Here is a 15,909-nt window from a genome sequence, read left to right as displayed (position 1 = left end):
AAGGTTGCTTAGACTTGCCGCAAGCCGGTCGGAGGTCCAGGACTGGCGGCGGACCAGCCAACACAAGGAACCCTGAGATGCGTGCTCCCCTGTCCTCCCTCCTGATTGCCCGATTCGCGCCGCGGCCCGTTGCTGCCGCGGCGGCGATCGCCGCGCTGGCCGTCGTGGGCGCGGCCCAGGCGCAGGTGCAGCCACCGGCGCCGGCGGCGTCGGAAGCCAAGGCCGATGCCCAGGCCAAGGACGCCGACCAGACGCTCGAGCGCGTCGAGGTCACCGGCACCCGCGCCAGCCTGCAGCGCTCGCTGAACCTCAAGCGCAGCGCCTCGGGCGTGCAGGACAGCATCAGCGCGACCGAGCTGGGCCGCTTCCCGGACGACAACGTGGCCGACTCGCTGAGCCACGTCACCGGCGTGTCGATCTCGCGCACCGCCGGTGGCGAAGGGCAGAAGGTGAGCGTGCGCGGCCTGGGGCCGGAATACACGCTGACGACCTTCAACAACCGCATCCTGGCCACCGACGGCGAGGGCCGCGACTTCGCCTTCGACGTGCTGCCGTCGGACATCATCAGCGGCGCCGACGTGGTGAAGTCGGCGCAGGCCTCGGTGATGGAGGGCGCGATCGGCGGCCTGGTCAACCTGCGCTCGGCCAGCCCCTTCGACCAGCCGGGCCAGCACGGCGTGCTGCGCGTCGAGGGCGACCGCAACCTGATGTCCAAGCTCAACGGCGGCAAGGTCTCGGCCACCTACAGCAACACCTTCGGCAAGGAACTGGGCGTGCTGTTCGGCCTGGTCTACGCCGATCGCAAGGTGCGCACCGACACCGCCGGCAACGACGGCGGCTGGACCCGCAACCCGATCTCCGACCCGGCCGCCAACTGGACCGGCAATGCCTGGGGCGGCAACATCGATCCGAACGGCAACGGCGTGCTCGATCCCGACGAGGAGGGCCTGATCGGCCCGGGCCAGTTCCGCGTCGGCACCATCCAGGAGCAGAAGAAGCGCACCGCGCTGTCCGGCAAGGTGGAGTGGCGACCCAGCGACCGGCTGAAGGTCACCGTCGATGGCATCAAGACCCGGCTGGACTCGCCGCAGGTCGGCTACCAGCAGTCCTTCTACACCCTGTTCGCGCCGGGCCGCTGGTCCAACATGCAGATCCAGAACGGCGTCGTCACCGGCTTCACGATGGACAACGCGGATCCGGAACAACGGCTCAATCCCGAGTTGCTGAACCTGACCACGCATCGCGTTGTCGACAGCGCCGTGTACGGCGTGAATGCCGAATGGAAGGCGACCGAGACGCTGAAGTTCAGCGGCGACCTCTACCAGTCGACCTCCAAGCGCCACTCGGGCGGGCAGGACACCTACACGGTGCTGCGGATGAACCAGCCCAATGTGACGACGGTGCAGCTGACCGGCTCGCAGGTGCCCAACATCACGACGACCTTCGCCGACGGCCGCGACCTGATCGCCGGCCTGGCCAGCGGCCAGTTCGGCGCCAGCGACTTCAACACCCACTACCTCGGCCTGAGCGGCGACAACATCGACGACAAGATCCGCGGCCTGACGCTGAACGGCGCCTGGACGGTGGACCGCTTCAACGTGGACCAGATCCAGTTCGGCGTGCAGGCCACGCGGCGCGACAAGAACCGCGACCTGGTCGACAACGCGATCAACGGGGGCGAGAACTACTACTCCGGCGCGAACGCGATCAACGTCGGCCAGCTCGGCGGCAATGTGCTGGACCAGCACCTGAGCCCGCCCAACTTCATGAATGGGGTCAGCGGCAACTTCCCGCGCAGCTTCCTGGGCTTCGACGTGCCCAACTACCTCGCGGCGCTGCAGGCCTACAACGGCAAGCCGCGCCCGGGCGGCGGCACTTACGACTTCAGCCAGGCCGCGCCGGTGTGGAACCCGCTGCAGAGCTACCGGGTGCGGGAGAAGACGACCTCCTTCTTCGTCGAGGCCGACCTCTCCGGCGACCGCTGGAACGCCGACATCGGCGTGCGCCTGGTCAAGACCAAGACCTCGGCCAAGGCCTGGGACGCCAAGATCGAGAGCCTGACCGAGAACGGCCCCTTCAACTACACCGCGGTCTATGCCGCGCCGACGCAGATCGGGCAGGACGCCTCGTACACCTTCGGCTTGCCGTCGGCCAACTTCGTCTGGCACTTCACCGACCAGCTGCAGCTGCGCCTGGGCGCGGCCAAGACGATGGCGCGGCCCTCGGTCGAGCAGCTCGCGCCGACCAGCACCACGGCCAGCGTCGCCTGGGGTGACTTCACGCAGGTCTTCGGCGGCAACGCCGACCTCAAGCCCTACAGCGCCAAACAGTACGACGCCTCGCTGGAGTGGTACTACGCCCGCAACTCGGCGCTGACCTTCGCGGTGTTCCAGAAGGACATCAAGAACCAGATCACCACCAGCTGGCAGACCGGCGTGGACATCGGCGTGCCGGGCCACCTGTTCAATGTGATGAAGCCGATCAACGGCGACAAGGCCAAGGTGCGCGGCATGGAGATCGGCTTCCAGCACCTGTGGGACAACGGCTTCGGCGTGCGGGCGCAGTACACGCGCAACCGTTCGGACAGCTGGGTCGGCGGCGAGAAGCGGCCGCTCGAGGGCATCGCGCCCGCGACCTCGTCGCTGGGCCTGCTGTACGAGAAGGGCCCCTGGAGCCTGAGCGCGACGGCCGACCACACCGACGACTTCGTCTCGGCGATCAACGTGATCGGTCCCGGCTTCAACGAGCGCGCCAAGGCGATCACCTGGGTGACCGCGCAGGCGTCCTACGAGTTCAACAAGTGGCTGAAGGTCTCGATCGAGGGCCGCAACCTGACCGATGCCAAGCAGGAGTACACGCTGGGCAACGGCACGATCACGCTGCCGCAGGGCTACAACCGCTGGGGCCGCGCGTTCACGATCGGCGCGAGCATCAAGTTCTGACGCCGGGTTCCCGGAGAGGACGTTGGGGGTTCCGCAACATCCGGGCCCGGACAGGGCCCGACCCACAGGAGAACTCATGAAACGATCGCTGATCCGTTCGATGGCCACCGGCCTCGTCGTCGCCGCCGCCGCGTTCGCCGCCACCACCGGCGCCCAGGCGCAGTCGTGGTGGAAGCCCGGCGTCGCGACGACCTGGCAGTGGCAACTGAGCGGCACGCTCAACACCAGCTACAACGTGGCGGTGTACGACATCGACCTGTTCGACACCTCCGCGCAGACGATCGCGCAACTGAAGGCGCAGGGCCGCAAGGTGCTGTGCTACTTCTCGGCCGGAAGCTCGGAGAACTGGCGCCCCGACTTCAACCGCTTCAACGCCGCCGACATGGGCAATGCGCTGGACGGCTGGGAAGGCGAGAAGTGGCTGGACACGCGCTCGGCCAATGTGCGCGCGGTGATGCTGAGCCGGCTGGACCTGGCCGTGTCCAAGGGCTGCGACGGCGTCGAGCCGGACAATGTCGACGGCTACACCAACGGCACCGGCTTCCCGCTGACCGCCGCCACCCAGCTCGACTACAACAAGTACCTGGCCAATGCCGCGCACGGCCGCGGGCTGGCGATCGCGCTGAAGAACGATGTCGACCAGCTGGCGCAGCTCGAGCCCTACTTCGACATGGCCGTCAACGAGCAGTGCAACCAGTACGACGAGTGCGGCGGCTACAGCGTCTTCACCAGCAAGAACAAGCCGGTGTTCAACGCCGAGTACGCCTCCAAGTACCGCAAGAACACCAACGGCGCGCGGGACAAGCTCTGCACCAAGATGCTGGCCGCGAAGATCCGCACGCTGGTGCTGCCGCTGGACCTGAACGACGCCTATCGCTACAGCTGCGATTGATCCCTTGAACCCACACCTTCCACGATGACCGAGACGACGAGAACTCCCTCCCGCGCCGCGCTGCCGGCCCTGCTCGGCGCCGGCCTGATGGCGGTGGCGGTGGCCGCTGCCATCGGTGGCGCCGCTGGAGCCCTGGCGGTGCCGGCCTCCGGCGAGGCCCGCTACACGATGGCGGACTTCGCCACGGTGCCGAAGATCGACGCCCATGTCCACCTGCACAACGCCGATGCGGCGTTCGTCGACGCCGCGCGCCGGCTGGGCTTCAAGGTGCTGACGATCAACGTCGACTATCCCGACTTCCCGCCGCTGGACGAGCAGCAGCGGGTGGCCATCGCGCTGCGGCAGGCGCGGCCGGCGGAGGTGGCCTGGGCGGTGAGCTTCTCGTCGGACACCTCGGACCAGCCGCAGTGGCTCGATGCGACGAAGCAGCGCATCGAGGCCGGCCTGAAGGCCGGCGCCGTCGGCGTGAAGGTGTGGAAGAACATCGGCATGAGCCTGCGCGATCGGGAGGGCAGGCTGGTGATGATCGACGACGCCCGGTTCCAGCCGCTGTTCAGCTGGTTCGAGGAGCGCGGCATCACGATGCTGGGCCACCAGGGCGAGCCGCACAACTGCTGGCTGCCGCTGGACCGGATGACCGTCATCAACGACCGCGAGTACTTCGCGCATCACCCGCAGTACCACATGGCGCTGCATCCGGAGATGCCCAGCTGGGAGGACCAGATGGCCGCGCGGGATCGCATGGTCGCGGCGCATCCGAAGCTCAAGTTCGTCGGCATGCACATGGCCTCGCTGGAGCGGAACGTCGACGAACTGGCCGCCTTCCTGGACCGCTTCCCGCTGGCGAAGGTGGACCTGGCCGCGCGCATCGGCCAGTTGCAGTACCAGAGCCAGCGAGATCGCGAGAAGGTGCGCCGCTTCATGATCAAGTACCAGGACCGCCTGGTCTACGGCACCGACGTCTCGCAGCCGCCGCAACAATCGGGCGCTGCGCTGATGAAGGAAGTCGAGCCGGTGTGGCGCATGCACTGGCGCTACTTCAACACGGAGGAGTCGTTCAAGGTGTCCGATCTCGAGCAACCGGTGACGGGCCTGGGCCTGCCCAAGGCGGTCGTGGACAAGCTGTACCACCTCAATGCGGAGCGCAGCTTCCCGGCCGCGTGGAAGGCCGCCCGATGACCGGCCGCCGCGCGTTCCTCCAATGGTTGGGCGCGGCGCCTGTCGCCACGCTCGCGCCGCGCGTGGCGCTCGCCGCGAGCGCCGGGGCCGCCGCTTCGGCCCGCGCCGCGGACCCCGGCCGCGGGCATGTGCGTCTGCAGGATGAGCGGCTGTCGCTCCACTTCGATGACCGGATGCGCAGCCGCCTGGTGCGCCTGGGCGGCCCGCGGCCGCTGGCGCTCACCGGCTTCGATGCGAGCGAGTCGGTCGTGATCGTCGACGGCCAGGGGGTGGCCGGCGATCCGGCCGCGGCGGGCGGACCGGCGCCGCCTGGCGGCGCTGGCGGCACCGTGAAGACGAGGACGCTCGACCGCTTCGCGCTCGCTAGCGCCGTCCCGAGCAGCGGCGCGACGCCTTTCGGCGCCGGCCAGCGGCTCGTGCTGACCGGCCGCGCGGAAGGGGCTTCGGTGGAGAAGACGGTCACGGTGACGCTGCTTGACGAGCACCCGGGTGTCGCGCTGATGGCGGTCGCCTTCGTCAACCGCTCGGACCGGCCGCTGACGGTGCAGGGCTGGACGGTGGCCGCGCACCGGCTGTTGGCCGCGCCGCGTCACGCGGGCGGGTGGTGGACCTACTCGGGCGCGACGCACACCGACCGGCGCGACTGGATGCAGCCGGTCAAGCGCGGCTTCCAGCAGCGCAACTTCCTCGGCATGGATTCATCCGACTACGGCGGCGGCACGCCGCTGGTGGATGTGTGGCGGCGCGACCTGGGCGTGGCGCTGGGACATCTGGACAAGCTGCCGCAGCTGGTCTCGCTGCCGGTCAAGGCGGTTGGCGAGCAGGTCGACGTGGCGATGCGCGGCGACGAGCCGCGCACGCTGGCGCCGGGCGAGACGCTCGCGCTGCCGCTGGCCTTCATTGCTGTGCATGAGGGCGATTGCTTCGTGCCGCTCGACCGCTATCGGCGGCTGATGAATGCGCAGGGCCTGGCCGCGCCGGAGCCGCCGCGCAGCGCGCACGAGGCGGTCTGGTGCGCCTGGGGCTACGAGCGCGACTTCTCGCTGGACCGGGTGCGCGCGACGCTGCCCAAGGCGCAGGAGCTGGGCCTGAAGTGGGCGGTGCTGGACGACGGCTGGCAGCGCCACACCGGCGACTGGTTCGACATCGACCTCAAGAAGTTCCCGCGCGGTGAGGAGGACATGAAGGCCCTGGTGGCCGACATCCACGCGCGCGGCATGAAGGCGCGCCTGTGGATCGCGCCGCTGGCGGTGGCGCCCGGCAGCGACGAACTGCACGAGCACGCGGACCTGCTGCTGCTCGACCAGAACGGTGCGCCGCAGATGATCACGTGGTGGAACTGCCTCTACCTGTGCCCGGGCGCCAGGGAGACGCGCGAGCGCACGGCGGCCATGTTCCGCAAGATCATCCAGGACTGGGGCTTCGACGGCGTCAAGGTCGACGGCCAGCACCTCAATGGCGTGGCGCCATGCTTCAACCCGAAGCACCGGCATGCGAAGCCGGAGGACGCCGTCGAGCAGATGGCCGACTTCTACCGCGCGATGTTCGAGGCCGCGCATGCGGTGAATCCGGAGGCGGTGGTCGAGGTCTGTCCGTGTGGCACGAGCTACGCCTTCCACAACATGCCGTGGATCGACCAGGCGCCGGCGTCGGATCCGCTGTCGAGCTGGCAGGTGCGGCACAAGGGCAAGGCGCTGAAGGCGCAGATGGGTCGTTGGTCGGCCTATGCCGGCGACCATGTGGAGCTGTCGACAGGCGGCATGGACTTCGCGTCCTCGGTCGGTGTCGGGGCGGTGGTGTCGACCAAGTTCACCTGGCCGGAGGATCCGAAGCCGAAGGACTCCTTCCTGTTGACCCCGGAGCGCGAGCCGCACTGGCGCAAGTGGATCGCGGCGCACAACGCGAAGGGGCTGTCGGACGGGGTGTATCGCGGCGAGCTCTACGACATTGCCTTCGACAAGCCGGAGACCCATGTCGTCGAGAAGAACGGGGTGATGCATTACGCGTTCTATGCGCCGAGCTTCGACGGCACGGTGACGCTGCGCGGCCTGGGCCCGGGCCTATGGCGGGTACGCGATTACGTGAATGGCGTCGATCTCGGACGCGTCGATGCCGCGAAGCCGACGCTGAAGCTGGCGTTCCGGGAGCACCTGCTGATCGAGGCGGTGCTGGAGACGGCGGTCGAGCGTCCGCTGGCACGCGCGGCGCGCCTGCCGTCCCGCCTGATCGGACGCGATGGCTTCGCGCTGGCCTCGGCGTGGGAAGACGCGCCGGCGATGTTCTTCGCCCACGACTGGCGCGGCCGGCCGCTGGCCGGGACGCAGTCGACCCGGGTGCAGCTGCTGCATGCGGACGGTGCGCTGCACCTGCGCTTCAGCAGCCGCTACAACGCGCTGACGACCTTCGAGCGCGAGGCGTCCGCGACGGAGATCTGGCCGCTGTGGGAGCGCGATGTGGTCGAGGTCTTCCTGCAGGCGCCGCAGGACGCCGGGTCGGACCGCTACCGGGAGGTGGAGGTGTCGCCCAATGGACTGGTGATGGACCTGGAGGTGCGTGGCGCCGGGCGCCGGCGCTTCGTCGGCGAGAGCCGGGCGCGGACCTCGGTCGATACGGTCCATCGCCTGTGGACGGCGGAGCTGGTGGTGCCGATGCCGCGCGGCGTGCAGCCGCTCGACGGCTGGCGGATCAACCTGTTCCGCATCGAGGGCAACAAGGAGACGCGGCAGTTCAGCGCGTGGAGCCCGACGGGCAGCGACAAGCCGAATTTCCACGTGCCGGCGGCATTCGGTCAGCTGCGGCTTGAGGCGTAGCGGGACGGGGGCGGGGGCCCGCGAAGCCCCCGGGTTCGCCCCGGCCTCAGGGCGCGGCGTCCCCTCCCGCCAGACCGTCGCAGCTGGTTTCCTGGATCCCGCAGAGGCGGTCGACCCAGGCCCGGAAACAGCCCGGCGGCAAGCCGGCGCGCGCGGCGACGTCGATCTTCAGCGAGCTTCGATCCTTGACGGCGAAGCGTTGGTCCGCGAACTCCACCTGGGCCCACTTGCCATTGCAGTCGGCGAGTCGTCCGGCCTCGATGACGACGTCGTTGTCGAAGGTCTCGTTGTCGCCGATGCGCAGGACGGCGGGCGCCTTCGGGCTCGGCCGCGCGCGGCCGACGTCGGCCTGTGACTTCACGGTCAGCTTGCCGCCGCTGACCCAGCCTTCGCCCGAGAACATTGGACGCGCGGGGCGGTCGGTCAAGGCCTCGTTGTCGCGGGCGTTGCGAATCAGGAACCAGCCGTTGCGCGCGCCGACGACCTCGACCTCGACCCGCACGCCGTAGTTCATCGAGGGTTCCACAAAGGTGGGCGGCAGCTTGCCGAGGACCTTGGCGGTGGCATTCGGCGCGCTGCGGACGTTGAGTCCGGCGGGATCGGTCTCGGCGACGAAGGCGCCGAAGCTGCAGGTGCTGGCAGGCGGCTCGGCGGTCGTCGTCGCGGGCAGGGCTTGGTCGCCCGTGCCCGCGCAGCTCGCCAGCGTGGCGAAGCCGGCGGTCGCGAGCAGCAGCGCGGCGTTGCGCAGGCGGTGATCAATAGCCATCGACGAGGACATAGTGGAACGACGACATCTGGCCCATCGACGCCAGGAAGCGCGGATAGACATCGTTGGGAATGGTCTGACAGCCGGCGGACCAGGTGTTGCCCGACGCTTGCGTGCCGCCGCCCGACTCCCGGCGGCCAGCGTGCGGCTCGCTGCAGCGGCCCTCGCGGGCGTCGACTCAAGCGCCCGCCGCCACCTTCTTCGCTGTATCCCCCGCCTTCTTCATCGGCACCGGATCGGGCAGCTCCTTCGCCTGCAGCATGCGGGCCTGGACGACGAGCTGGTTGTGCGCGTCCAGGAAGGCCGCGGCGATGACCTTGCCCTCGTTGCTGTTGGCCCAGCCTGCGCCGGCGGCGCCGCCGAGCTTGCCCAGCACCAGGCCGCCCATGCCCAGGTCGGTGACGCGCACCGACCCGGTCGCGGCGGCGACCTGCTCGGTGGTCTCGTTGTCGGTGAGCAGCAGCGCGACCTGCGCCTCCTTGAGCTTGATCTGCTCGGCCGCGCCGACGAACTTGTTGAGCACCGGGATCATCCCGAGGATGCCGCCGACCTGCCGGCCCGCATCCTGCTCGCTGAAGGTCAGGCTGGGGATCAGCGTGTACTGCGCCTCGTAGCCCTTGCCCTTGTGGACCGTGCTGCCCTGCTGGCGCAGGATGCCGGCGTCCTTGAGCTCCTGCTCCCTGATCGTGGCCTTCAGCCCGGAGTTGCGATCGACGACGCGGAAGCAGCCGCTCTGCTGCGCCAGCAGCCGCACCAGCGGCAGCGGCGAGTTCGGCAGCCCGTTGGGCGCGCTGATCGTGTAGCCGTTGGGGTTCTCCATCAGCGACAGCGTCGCGACCGGCGCCTCGCACTTCATCAGTTCGCGGTTGGCCTTGTTCGCACCCGCCGGACCGGCCGAGCCGGTGATCTCCGAGCTGCCGTCGCCCAGCGTCGCGCCCTGCTTGCCGCAGGCGGCGAGCAGCGCCAGCGCCAGGCCGGCGGCGACGAAGCCGCCGACGCGGGGCAGGGAAGGGCCGAAGGAAACAAGGGAGCGCGCGATTGCCATGCCGATCTCCTGAGCGCAAGGACTGCGATTGCCAGAAACGGGCGGGACCATAGCGCACTTGAGCGGGGATGCGGCCCCCACCGATGGGTGGTCGCGTCGCTGAATGTCGCGTCGTGACGGCGCCTTTACCGCTGGTTACCGCGCCGCGGCGAGAATCCGCCCCTTCGGTCCCCGATCGACCGCCCAAGACCCCGACCATGAACGACAAGTCTCCGAGCCGCGCCGTCGCGTGGCTGGTCTGCGCCCTGGTGGCCGCGTCCCTCTACGGCAACTACTACGTCTACGACTCGATCGGCCCCGTCGCCGACGCACTGCAGCGCCAGCGCGGCTTCAGCGACCAGCAGATCGGTTTGCTCAACGCGATCTACAGCCTGCCCAATGTCGTGCTGATCCTGGTCGGGGGCGTGCTGGTGGACCGCTTCGGCGCGGCGCGCATGACCCTGTGGACCGCCGCCGTCTGCCTGCTCGGCGCGCTGCTCACCGCCCTAAGCCCCGGCTTCGCCGGCATGGCCGCCGGCCGGCTGCTCTTCGGCATCGGCGCGGAGACCTTCGGCATCGCCACGCTGGCGGCGCTCGCGCAGTACTTCGTCGGCGGCAAGGTGGCCTTCTCGATGGGACTGGCCCTGTCGATCGGCCGGCTCGGCTCCTTCTCGTCCGACATGTCGCCGACCTGGTTCCCCCAGGCCTATGCGCAGGGCTGGCAGCCACCGCTGCTGATCGCGGCGGCGATGGCCGCCGCCTCGTTCGGCGGTGCGCTGCTCTACTGGTGGCTCGACCGACGCGTGGCCGCCGCCGACAAGGGCATCGCGCAGCAGCAGGCGCAGCCCTTCGTCTGGCGCGACCTGCTGCACTTCGGCAAGGCCTACTGGTTCCTGCTGGCGCTGTGCGTGCTCTGGTACTCGGTGATCCTGGCCTTCCGCAGCACCTTCGCGATCAAGTACTTCCAGCATGCGCATGGCCTGGACCTCGCCGCCGCCGGCGCGATGAACAGCTACGTATTCCTCGCCGCCGTCTTCGCGACGCCGGCCTTCGGCTGGCTGTGCGACCGGGTCGGCCGCTACGCACCCTTCCTGGCCTTCGGCGCGGTGCTGCTGCCGATCGCGATGGCCCTGATGGCGCTGACCGCCACCAGCCTGTGGGTCTCGACCGCGCTGATCGGCGTCAGCTTCTCGCTGGTGCCGGCGGTGATGTGGCCGCTGGCGAGCCGGCTGGTGTCGCCGTCGCGCTTCGGCACGGCCATCGGGCTGATGTGGGTGGCGCAGAACGCCGGCATCGCCGGGGCCAACCTGGTGGCCGGCTGGCTCAACGACCGCGCCGGCGCGGGCGCCCAGAACCCGGCGGGCTACGAATCGATGATGCTGTTCTTCGGGCTGGCCAGCGTCGGCGGCGCGGTCTTCGCGCTGATCCTGTGGCTCACCGCCGGCCGTCGCGCGCAGGAGCGGGCGGCGCTGGCTGCCTGAGCCGGCACCGAGGACGGTCGAGCCGGCAGGCGCCGGTGCCGCTCAGGGCTCGAGCACGTACAGCGACGCCATCGTCGCCAGTTGCTCCGGCGTCATCGCCGCGTAGTGCGGCTGCAGCGGCAGCGACCGGGCGAGCTGGCGGGTCGGCTCGTGGACCATGTGCTCCTCGAGCGTGACCCGATAGCCGGCCTCGGCGAAAAGCGCCGGGTACTCGTGATGGCGCAGGCGGTTCTCGCCTTCGCGGGTCAGGCGGTTGACCCACGCATGCTTGCGCTCGGGCCAGGTGAGGAAGTTGATCTTGGTGATCGACTTGTCCGAATGCTCGAGGTGGTCGGAATGGTCCACCAGATGCACCATCCGGCCGCGGGCGGACAGCTTCGGCCGCAGGGCCTTGAAGAGCTGGACCAAGTCGGTCGGCGGTATGTGCTCGAGGACCGTGCGCGAGGTCACCAGATCGATCGAGCCATCGGGCAGGTCGTTCACGTCGAACGGCGCGAGGTAGGTCAGCGGCAGGTCGGCGCGCGTCCGGATCGCGCGCAGTCGGGCATCGTCGGGCCAGGTCTGGCGCAGGAAATCCAGCGTCGCGGTGAAGCTGACCTCGTCCAGATGGACGTTGAGGTCGGACATGTAGACGCGCTTGGCACCCTGCAGGCATTGCAGGACGGGGATGGTGGGGAACCAGCCGGTGCCGATCTCCAGCACGGTGGCGCCTTCGATCGCGCCGCCGGCGCGTTCCAGGCCCTGGCGCATCTGGGTCCAGGCCTCGATCGTGCTGCGCAGGTTGTCCAGGTTGGGCTGGTAGCCGAAGAGGCGGCGCTTCGCGCGTCGAAGGCCGTGTCCGAACGGCAATCGCGCCAGGACCGCCTGCCGACCTACCTTGAGTCGCCAATCCATCTTGTCCTGCCCCTGTGCCAGCTTGCGCCGATGGAGGCGGATTCTGACCGGTTTGCCGGCACCGGTGGCAAGGAGAGACCCCGGGATCGGGTGGGCCCCAGCGGCCGGCGGCCCGCTCCCCGAACCGCCGGGCCGCCGCCGCCGGATGCGAACGCACCATCCGCACATGCGCCGGCAGGGGCAGCGCGAGGTCGCCCCGTCCGAGCCGCTTGTGGCCGTGCAACGGTGACGACGGCTTCCCGGCGCGGCGATCCGTCGCCCTCGAGGATCAGGATTTCGTGATCTTCAGGTAGCGCAGGTTCCAGCCCGGCCCGTTGGCCTTCACCGCGATCTGCTGCTGCCCGGCGGGCAAGGTCACGCGGTGCGAGACCGTCGTCCAGTTCTGCCAGCCGCCGGTCGAGGGCACGCTCACCGCGCCGTAGACCGGCGCGCCGCCGGCCATCTCCAGCTGCAGGCTGCCGCCGCCGTTCAGGCTGGCGACCCGGTACTCGACGGTATAGGTCCCGCCCTGCGGCAGATTGAGGTTCCACACCGCCCAGTCGCCGGTCTCGATCCAGCCCAGGTTCTGGCCGCCCTCGCTGGAGGCCTCCAGCTGCATGCCGGACTGCAGCGCGAAGTCCGAGGCCTGCAGGGTCGTCGTGAACGCCGGCGTGCCACCGTCCTTGCGGTAGACGCGCACGTAGTCGACATACATCCGCGCAGGCAGCCGGCTCTCGTCGATGTTCCATTGCGGCCAGTTGCCGCCGACCGCCAGGTTGAGCAGCAGGAAGAAGTCGCGATGGAATTCCTCGGTGCTGTTGACGCTGTTCGTGATGTCGACGACGTGGTACTCGCGGCCGTCGACGAACCAGCGGATGAAGCGCTCGTCCCATTCCACCGCGTACACGTGGTAGTCCGCGACATGGGTGGCGGTGTGTCCGCCGTAGGACGCGTGGCCGCCGTCCGGCCCCTGCCAGTGGATGGTGCCGTGGATGTCCGGATCGGCGTTCACGTGTTCCATGATGTCGATCTCCCCGGAGGCGGGCCAGCCGACGGAGGTGATGTTGCTGCCCAGCATCCAGAAGGCCGGCCACATGCCGGAACTCGATGGCGCCTTGATGCGCGCCTCGACGCGACCGTACCTGAAGGTCGCCAGGCCCTGCGTCGTCATCCGCGCGGAGGTGTAGCGCATGCCGCCGAAGTCCTCGCGCCGGGCGGTGATGACGAGCTGGCCGTTCTCGACGGTCGCGTTCTCGCGGCGGTAGTACTGGAGCTCGTTGTTGCCCCAGCCGCCCGAGCCGGTGCCGGTCTCGAAACGCCAATGCGGGCCGATGCCGCTCGTGAACTCGTCCTGCCAGACGAGTTGCCAGTTCTGCGCCTGCGCCGCGAGGCCCGTCAGGGCCAGCGCGGCGGCGGCCAGCGATCGAATCCAGCGTGTCATGGGATCTCCTCGGAACCAGTGGTGGAGGGAATCCGACTATCTGAAAGCGCTTTCAGAATGTCTGCGGGGAAAACCCGCGATCGTCCGGCGGGTTGGTGACAAGCGGTTCGGTGCGAGGCGCGCGATGGCGTCCTCGTCGAGGAGCGTCGTCTGGGCGAGCCGCGATGTACGCGGCGGCCGCGGTCAGCGCCGGACCTTGCCGTCCTCGGTCAGGATGGTCATGTCCACGTAGCGCGAGCCGGTGTGACGCTGGCTGGAGAAGTTGATGTAGAAGCCGCCGAGGTTGAGCTCGTTCTGGGCTTCCAGGCCGCTGATGACGCTGTCCGGCGTGGGGTTGTTGCCGGCACGGCGAAGGCCTTCCACCATGGTCTTGGCGGCGATGAAGCCCTCCATGCCGGTGTAGCCCAGTTCCTTGTTGGCGGCCTTGCAGCGCTGGATGTACTCGCCGGCCACCGGCGTGAGGCCGGAGAACGGGAAGGGCACGACCTGCGACACCACGACCCCGCGGGCGTCCTTGCCCAGCTCGGCCGCCAGCGCCTGCGCGCCGACGAAGGAGAGGTTGTAGAAGTTGCCCAGGAAGCCGGCCTTGCGCGAGGCCCGGATGAAGGCGGCGCAGGACTTGTAGGCGGCGATCTGGACCACGCACTCCGGCTGGCCCGCCATGATCGAGCTCAGCGCGCCGCTGACGTCCACCGAGTTGCGTTCCACCGTGCCCTGCGACACCGGGGCCAGGTTGTGCTGCTTGAGGGCCGCCGTGACGCCGGCCAGGCCCGACTGGCCGTAGCTGTCGTTCTGCAGGAAGACCGCGACGCGCTTGATGCCCACCGACATCAGCTGCTTGACGATCTCGGCCGCCTCGTCGTTGTAGGACGCGCGGATGTGGAAGAGGTGACGGTTGAAGGGCGTGCGCAGCGCCTCGGCGCCGGTGAAGGGCGCGACCAGCGGCACCTTGGCGGCCGTCAGCAGCGGCACCGCGGCCAGCGTGGTGGGCGTGCCGACGTAGCCGAACAGCGCGGTGACGCCGTCCTCGATCAGGCGTCGGGTGTTGGCCGCGCAGCGCTCGGGCTCGTAGCCGTCATCCAGGCTGCGCAGCTCGATGCGCCGGCCATTCACGCCACCCCGCTGGTTGACCTGGTCGAACACCAGCATCGCGCCGTCCTTGAACTGCTCGCCCAGCTCGCGGGCCGGGCCGCTGAAGGGCGCCGACTGGCCCAGCAGGATGCGGGTGCTGTCAGCGAAGGCAGGCAGGCTGCCGGCGCCTGCGAGCGCGGCGAAATTCTGAAGCAGGTGACGGCGTTTCATGGGCGTGGCACTCCCTGGCACTTCTGAAAAGGGCAGGATCTTCCGTGAAGCCACTGCCGGAAGATGTGCGCACTTGTCACAACTCCGGATTTTCCAGATTGACCGTGGACAAATTCACGACGGTTTCAGTCCGCAGCGGCTCCGGATGCGACACGGGCCGCGTCAGACCCCCGGCGAGCAAGGCCTCGACCTCCGCCGGCGGGACCGGCTTGCAGAAGCCGAAGCCTTGCATCAGGTCGCAGCCCATGGCGATCAGCGCCGCCTCGTCGGCGTCGAGCTCGACCCCTTCCGCGACCACCGACATGCGCATCGCATGGGCCACCCGCACCATCGACTCCACCAGCATGCGGGAGTCGTCATTGGCCGCCAGCCCGTGCACGAAGAGCCGGTCGATCTTGATCTTGCGGCAGCGCAGCCGGCGCAGGTAGGCCAGCGAGCTGTAGCCGGTGCCGAAGTCGTCGATCGCCAGGCCGTAGCCCAGCCCCTGCAGGGTGAAGACGAAGGAGTCGGGCTTGTCGATGTCCTCGAAGCTCAGGCTTTCGGTGAGCTCGAACTCGACCTCGCCCGGGCCGAGCTGCAGGGCCTTGAGCTGCTGCAGGAAGCGCTCGCGGTGCTGGGGCTTGCGGCACTGCTCCCAGGACAGGTTGATCGCCACCGGCGGGCAGCCCAGGCCCTTGGCCTTCCAGCCATCGAGGTCGCGGCGCAGCTGGCCCAGCATCGCCAGCCCCAGCTCCACGATCAGGCCGGACGATTCCGCCACCGGGATGAAGTCGCCCGGCGAGACCCAGCCGCGCTCCGGATGGCGCCAGCGCGCCAGGGCCTCGAAGCCGCGGATGCGGCGCGCGGCGTCGTACTGCGGCTGGTAGGCGAGCTGGAACTCGCCCTGCATCAGGCCCTCGCGCAGGTCGTTCTCGAGCGCGAGCCGCGACTGCAGCGCCTCGCCCAGCTGCGGCGTGAAGAGCTGGAAGGTGTCCTTGCCCATCTGCTTGGCCTGGCGCATCGCCGCGTCGGCGCATCGCATCGCGTCGCTGGCGTCGCTGGCCTGGTCGGGCAGCAGGACCGCGCCGGTGCTGGCGTGCAGGTGCAGCCAGTGGCCGTCGAAGAACAGCGGCTGGGCCAGGCCCGCCTGCAGCCGGGCCGCGTAGGCCTGCAGCGCGGCCGCGTCGGGGCGCGGCGAGAGCAGCACCGCGAACTCGTCG

The 15,909-nt window shown here is 69.4% G+C and carries 11 protein-coding genes; 5 read left to right on the top strand and 6 right to left on the bottom strand.

Going from position 1 to position 15,909, the window contains the following annotated elements; translation table 11 throughout:
- Positions 1-77 precede the first annotated feature (77 nt).
- The 4 genes from CS062_RS21110 to CS062_RS21095 all read left to right on the top strand — a co-directional run bounded on the left by CS062_RS21110 (position 78) and on the right by CS062_RS21095 (position 7,823).
- Positions 78-2,942, top strand: coding sequence for a TonB-dependent receptor (locus CS062_RS21110; protein WP_099863528.1), 2,865 nt, complete (start codon positions 78-80; stop codon positions 2,940-2,942).
- 76 nt (positions 2,943-3,018) lie between these two features.
- Complete coding sequence (locus tag CS062_RS21105; RefSeq protein WP_233218192.1) at positions 3,019-3,834, top strand: endo alpha-1,4 polygalactosaminidase; 816 nt, start codon at positions 3,019-3,021, stop codon at positions 3,832-3,834.
- A gap of 24 nt (positions 3,835-3,858) precedes the next feature.
- Positions 3,859-5,013, top strand: coding sequence for an amidohydrolase family protein (locus CS062_RS21100; RefSeq protein ID WP_199174311.1), 1,155 nt, complete (start codon positions 3,859-3,861; stop codon positions 5,011-5,013).
- Positions 5,010-7,823 (top strand): alpha-galactosidase, encoded by a 2,814-nt coding sequence (locus tag CS062_RS21095; protein WP_099863527.1) that lies wholly within the window; start codon positions 5,010-5,012, stop codon positions 7,821-7,823. The genes CS062_RS21100 and CS062_RS21095 overlap by 4 nt, the downstream gene beginning before the upstream one ends.
- Positions 7,824-7,869: 46 nt before the next feature.
- Here the strand turns inward: CS062_RS21095 and CS062_RS21090 are convergent, their stop codons facing one another.
- Positions 7,870-8,589 (bottom strand): SH3 domain-containing protein, encoded by a 720-nt coding sequence (locus tag CS062_RS21090; protein ID WP_143742436.1) that lies wholly within the window; start codon positions 8,587-8,589, stop codon positions 7,870-7,872.
- A gap of 178 nt (positions 8,590-8,767) precedes the next feature.
- Complete coding sequence (locus CS062_RS21085; RefSeq protein ID WP_099863525.1) at positions 8,768-9,634, bottom strand: CsgG/HfaB family protein; 867 nt, start codon at positions 9,632-9,634, stop codon at positions 8,768-8,770.
- A 197-nt stretch (positions 9,635-9,831) separates the two neighbouring features.
- Between CS062_RS21085 and CS062_RS21080 the strand changes: the two genes are divergently transcribed.
- On the top strand, positions 9,832-11,094 hold the full coding sequence (locus CS062_RS21080; RefSeq protein WP_158238863.1) for an MFS transporter: 1,263 nt from the start codon (positions 9,832-9,834) through the stop codon (positions 11,092-11,094).
- A 42-nt stretch (positions 11,095-11,136) separates the two neighbouring features.
- On the opposite strand, the gene CS062_RS21075 is transcribed toward CS062_RS21080, so the two are convergent.
- The 4 genes from CS062_RS21075 to CS062_RS21060 form a co-directional block, all read right to left on the bottom strand.
- Complete coding sequence (locus tag CS062_RS21075; RefSeq protein ID WP_158238862.1) at positions 11,137-11,988, bottom strand: class I SAM-dependent methyltransferase; 852 nt, start codon at positions 11,986-11,988, stop codon at positions 11,137-11,139.
- A gap of 268 nt (positions 11,989-12,256) precedes the next feature.
- Positions 12,257-13,408 carry a carbohydrate-binding protein gene (locus tag CS062_RS21070; RefSeq protein WP_099863522.1) on the bottom strand — a complete coding sequence of 384 codons (1,152 nt, stop codon included), beginning with the start codon at positions 13,406-13,408 and terminating at the stop codon, positions 12,257-12,259.
- A 183-nt stretch (positions 13,409-13,591) separates the two neighbouring features.
- Positions 13,592-14,710 carry an ABC transporter substrate-binding protein gene (locus CS062_RS21065; protein ID WP_099863521.1) on the bottom strand — a complete coding sequence of 373 codons (1,119 nt, stop codon included), beginning with the start codon at positions 14,708-14,710 and terminating at the stop codon, positions 13,592-13,594.
- A 76-nt stretch (positions 14,711-14,786) separates the two neighbouring features.
- Positions 14,787-15,909, bottom strand: a 1,123-nt coding sequence (locus tag CS062_RS21060) for a putative bifunctional diguanylate cyclase/phosphodiesterase (RefSeq protein WP_143742435.1), incomplete at its 5' end; no start/stop codon positions are given.

The sequence above is a fragment of the Roseateles chitinivorans genome, from assembly GCF_002761755.1.
Classification (GTDB): Bacteria; Pseudomonadota; Gammaproteobacteria; order Burkholderiales; family Burkholderiaceae_C; genus Roseateles; species Roseateles chitinivorans.
Note: the sequence above shows the minus strand (reverse complement) of the source record. Positions and strands in the feature narration are given on the sequence as shown.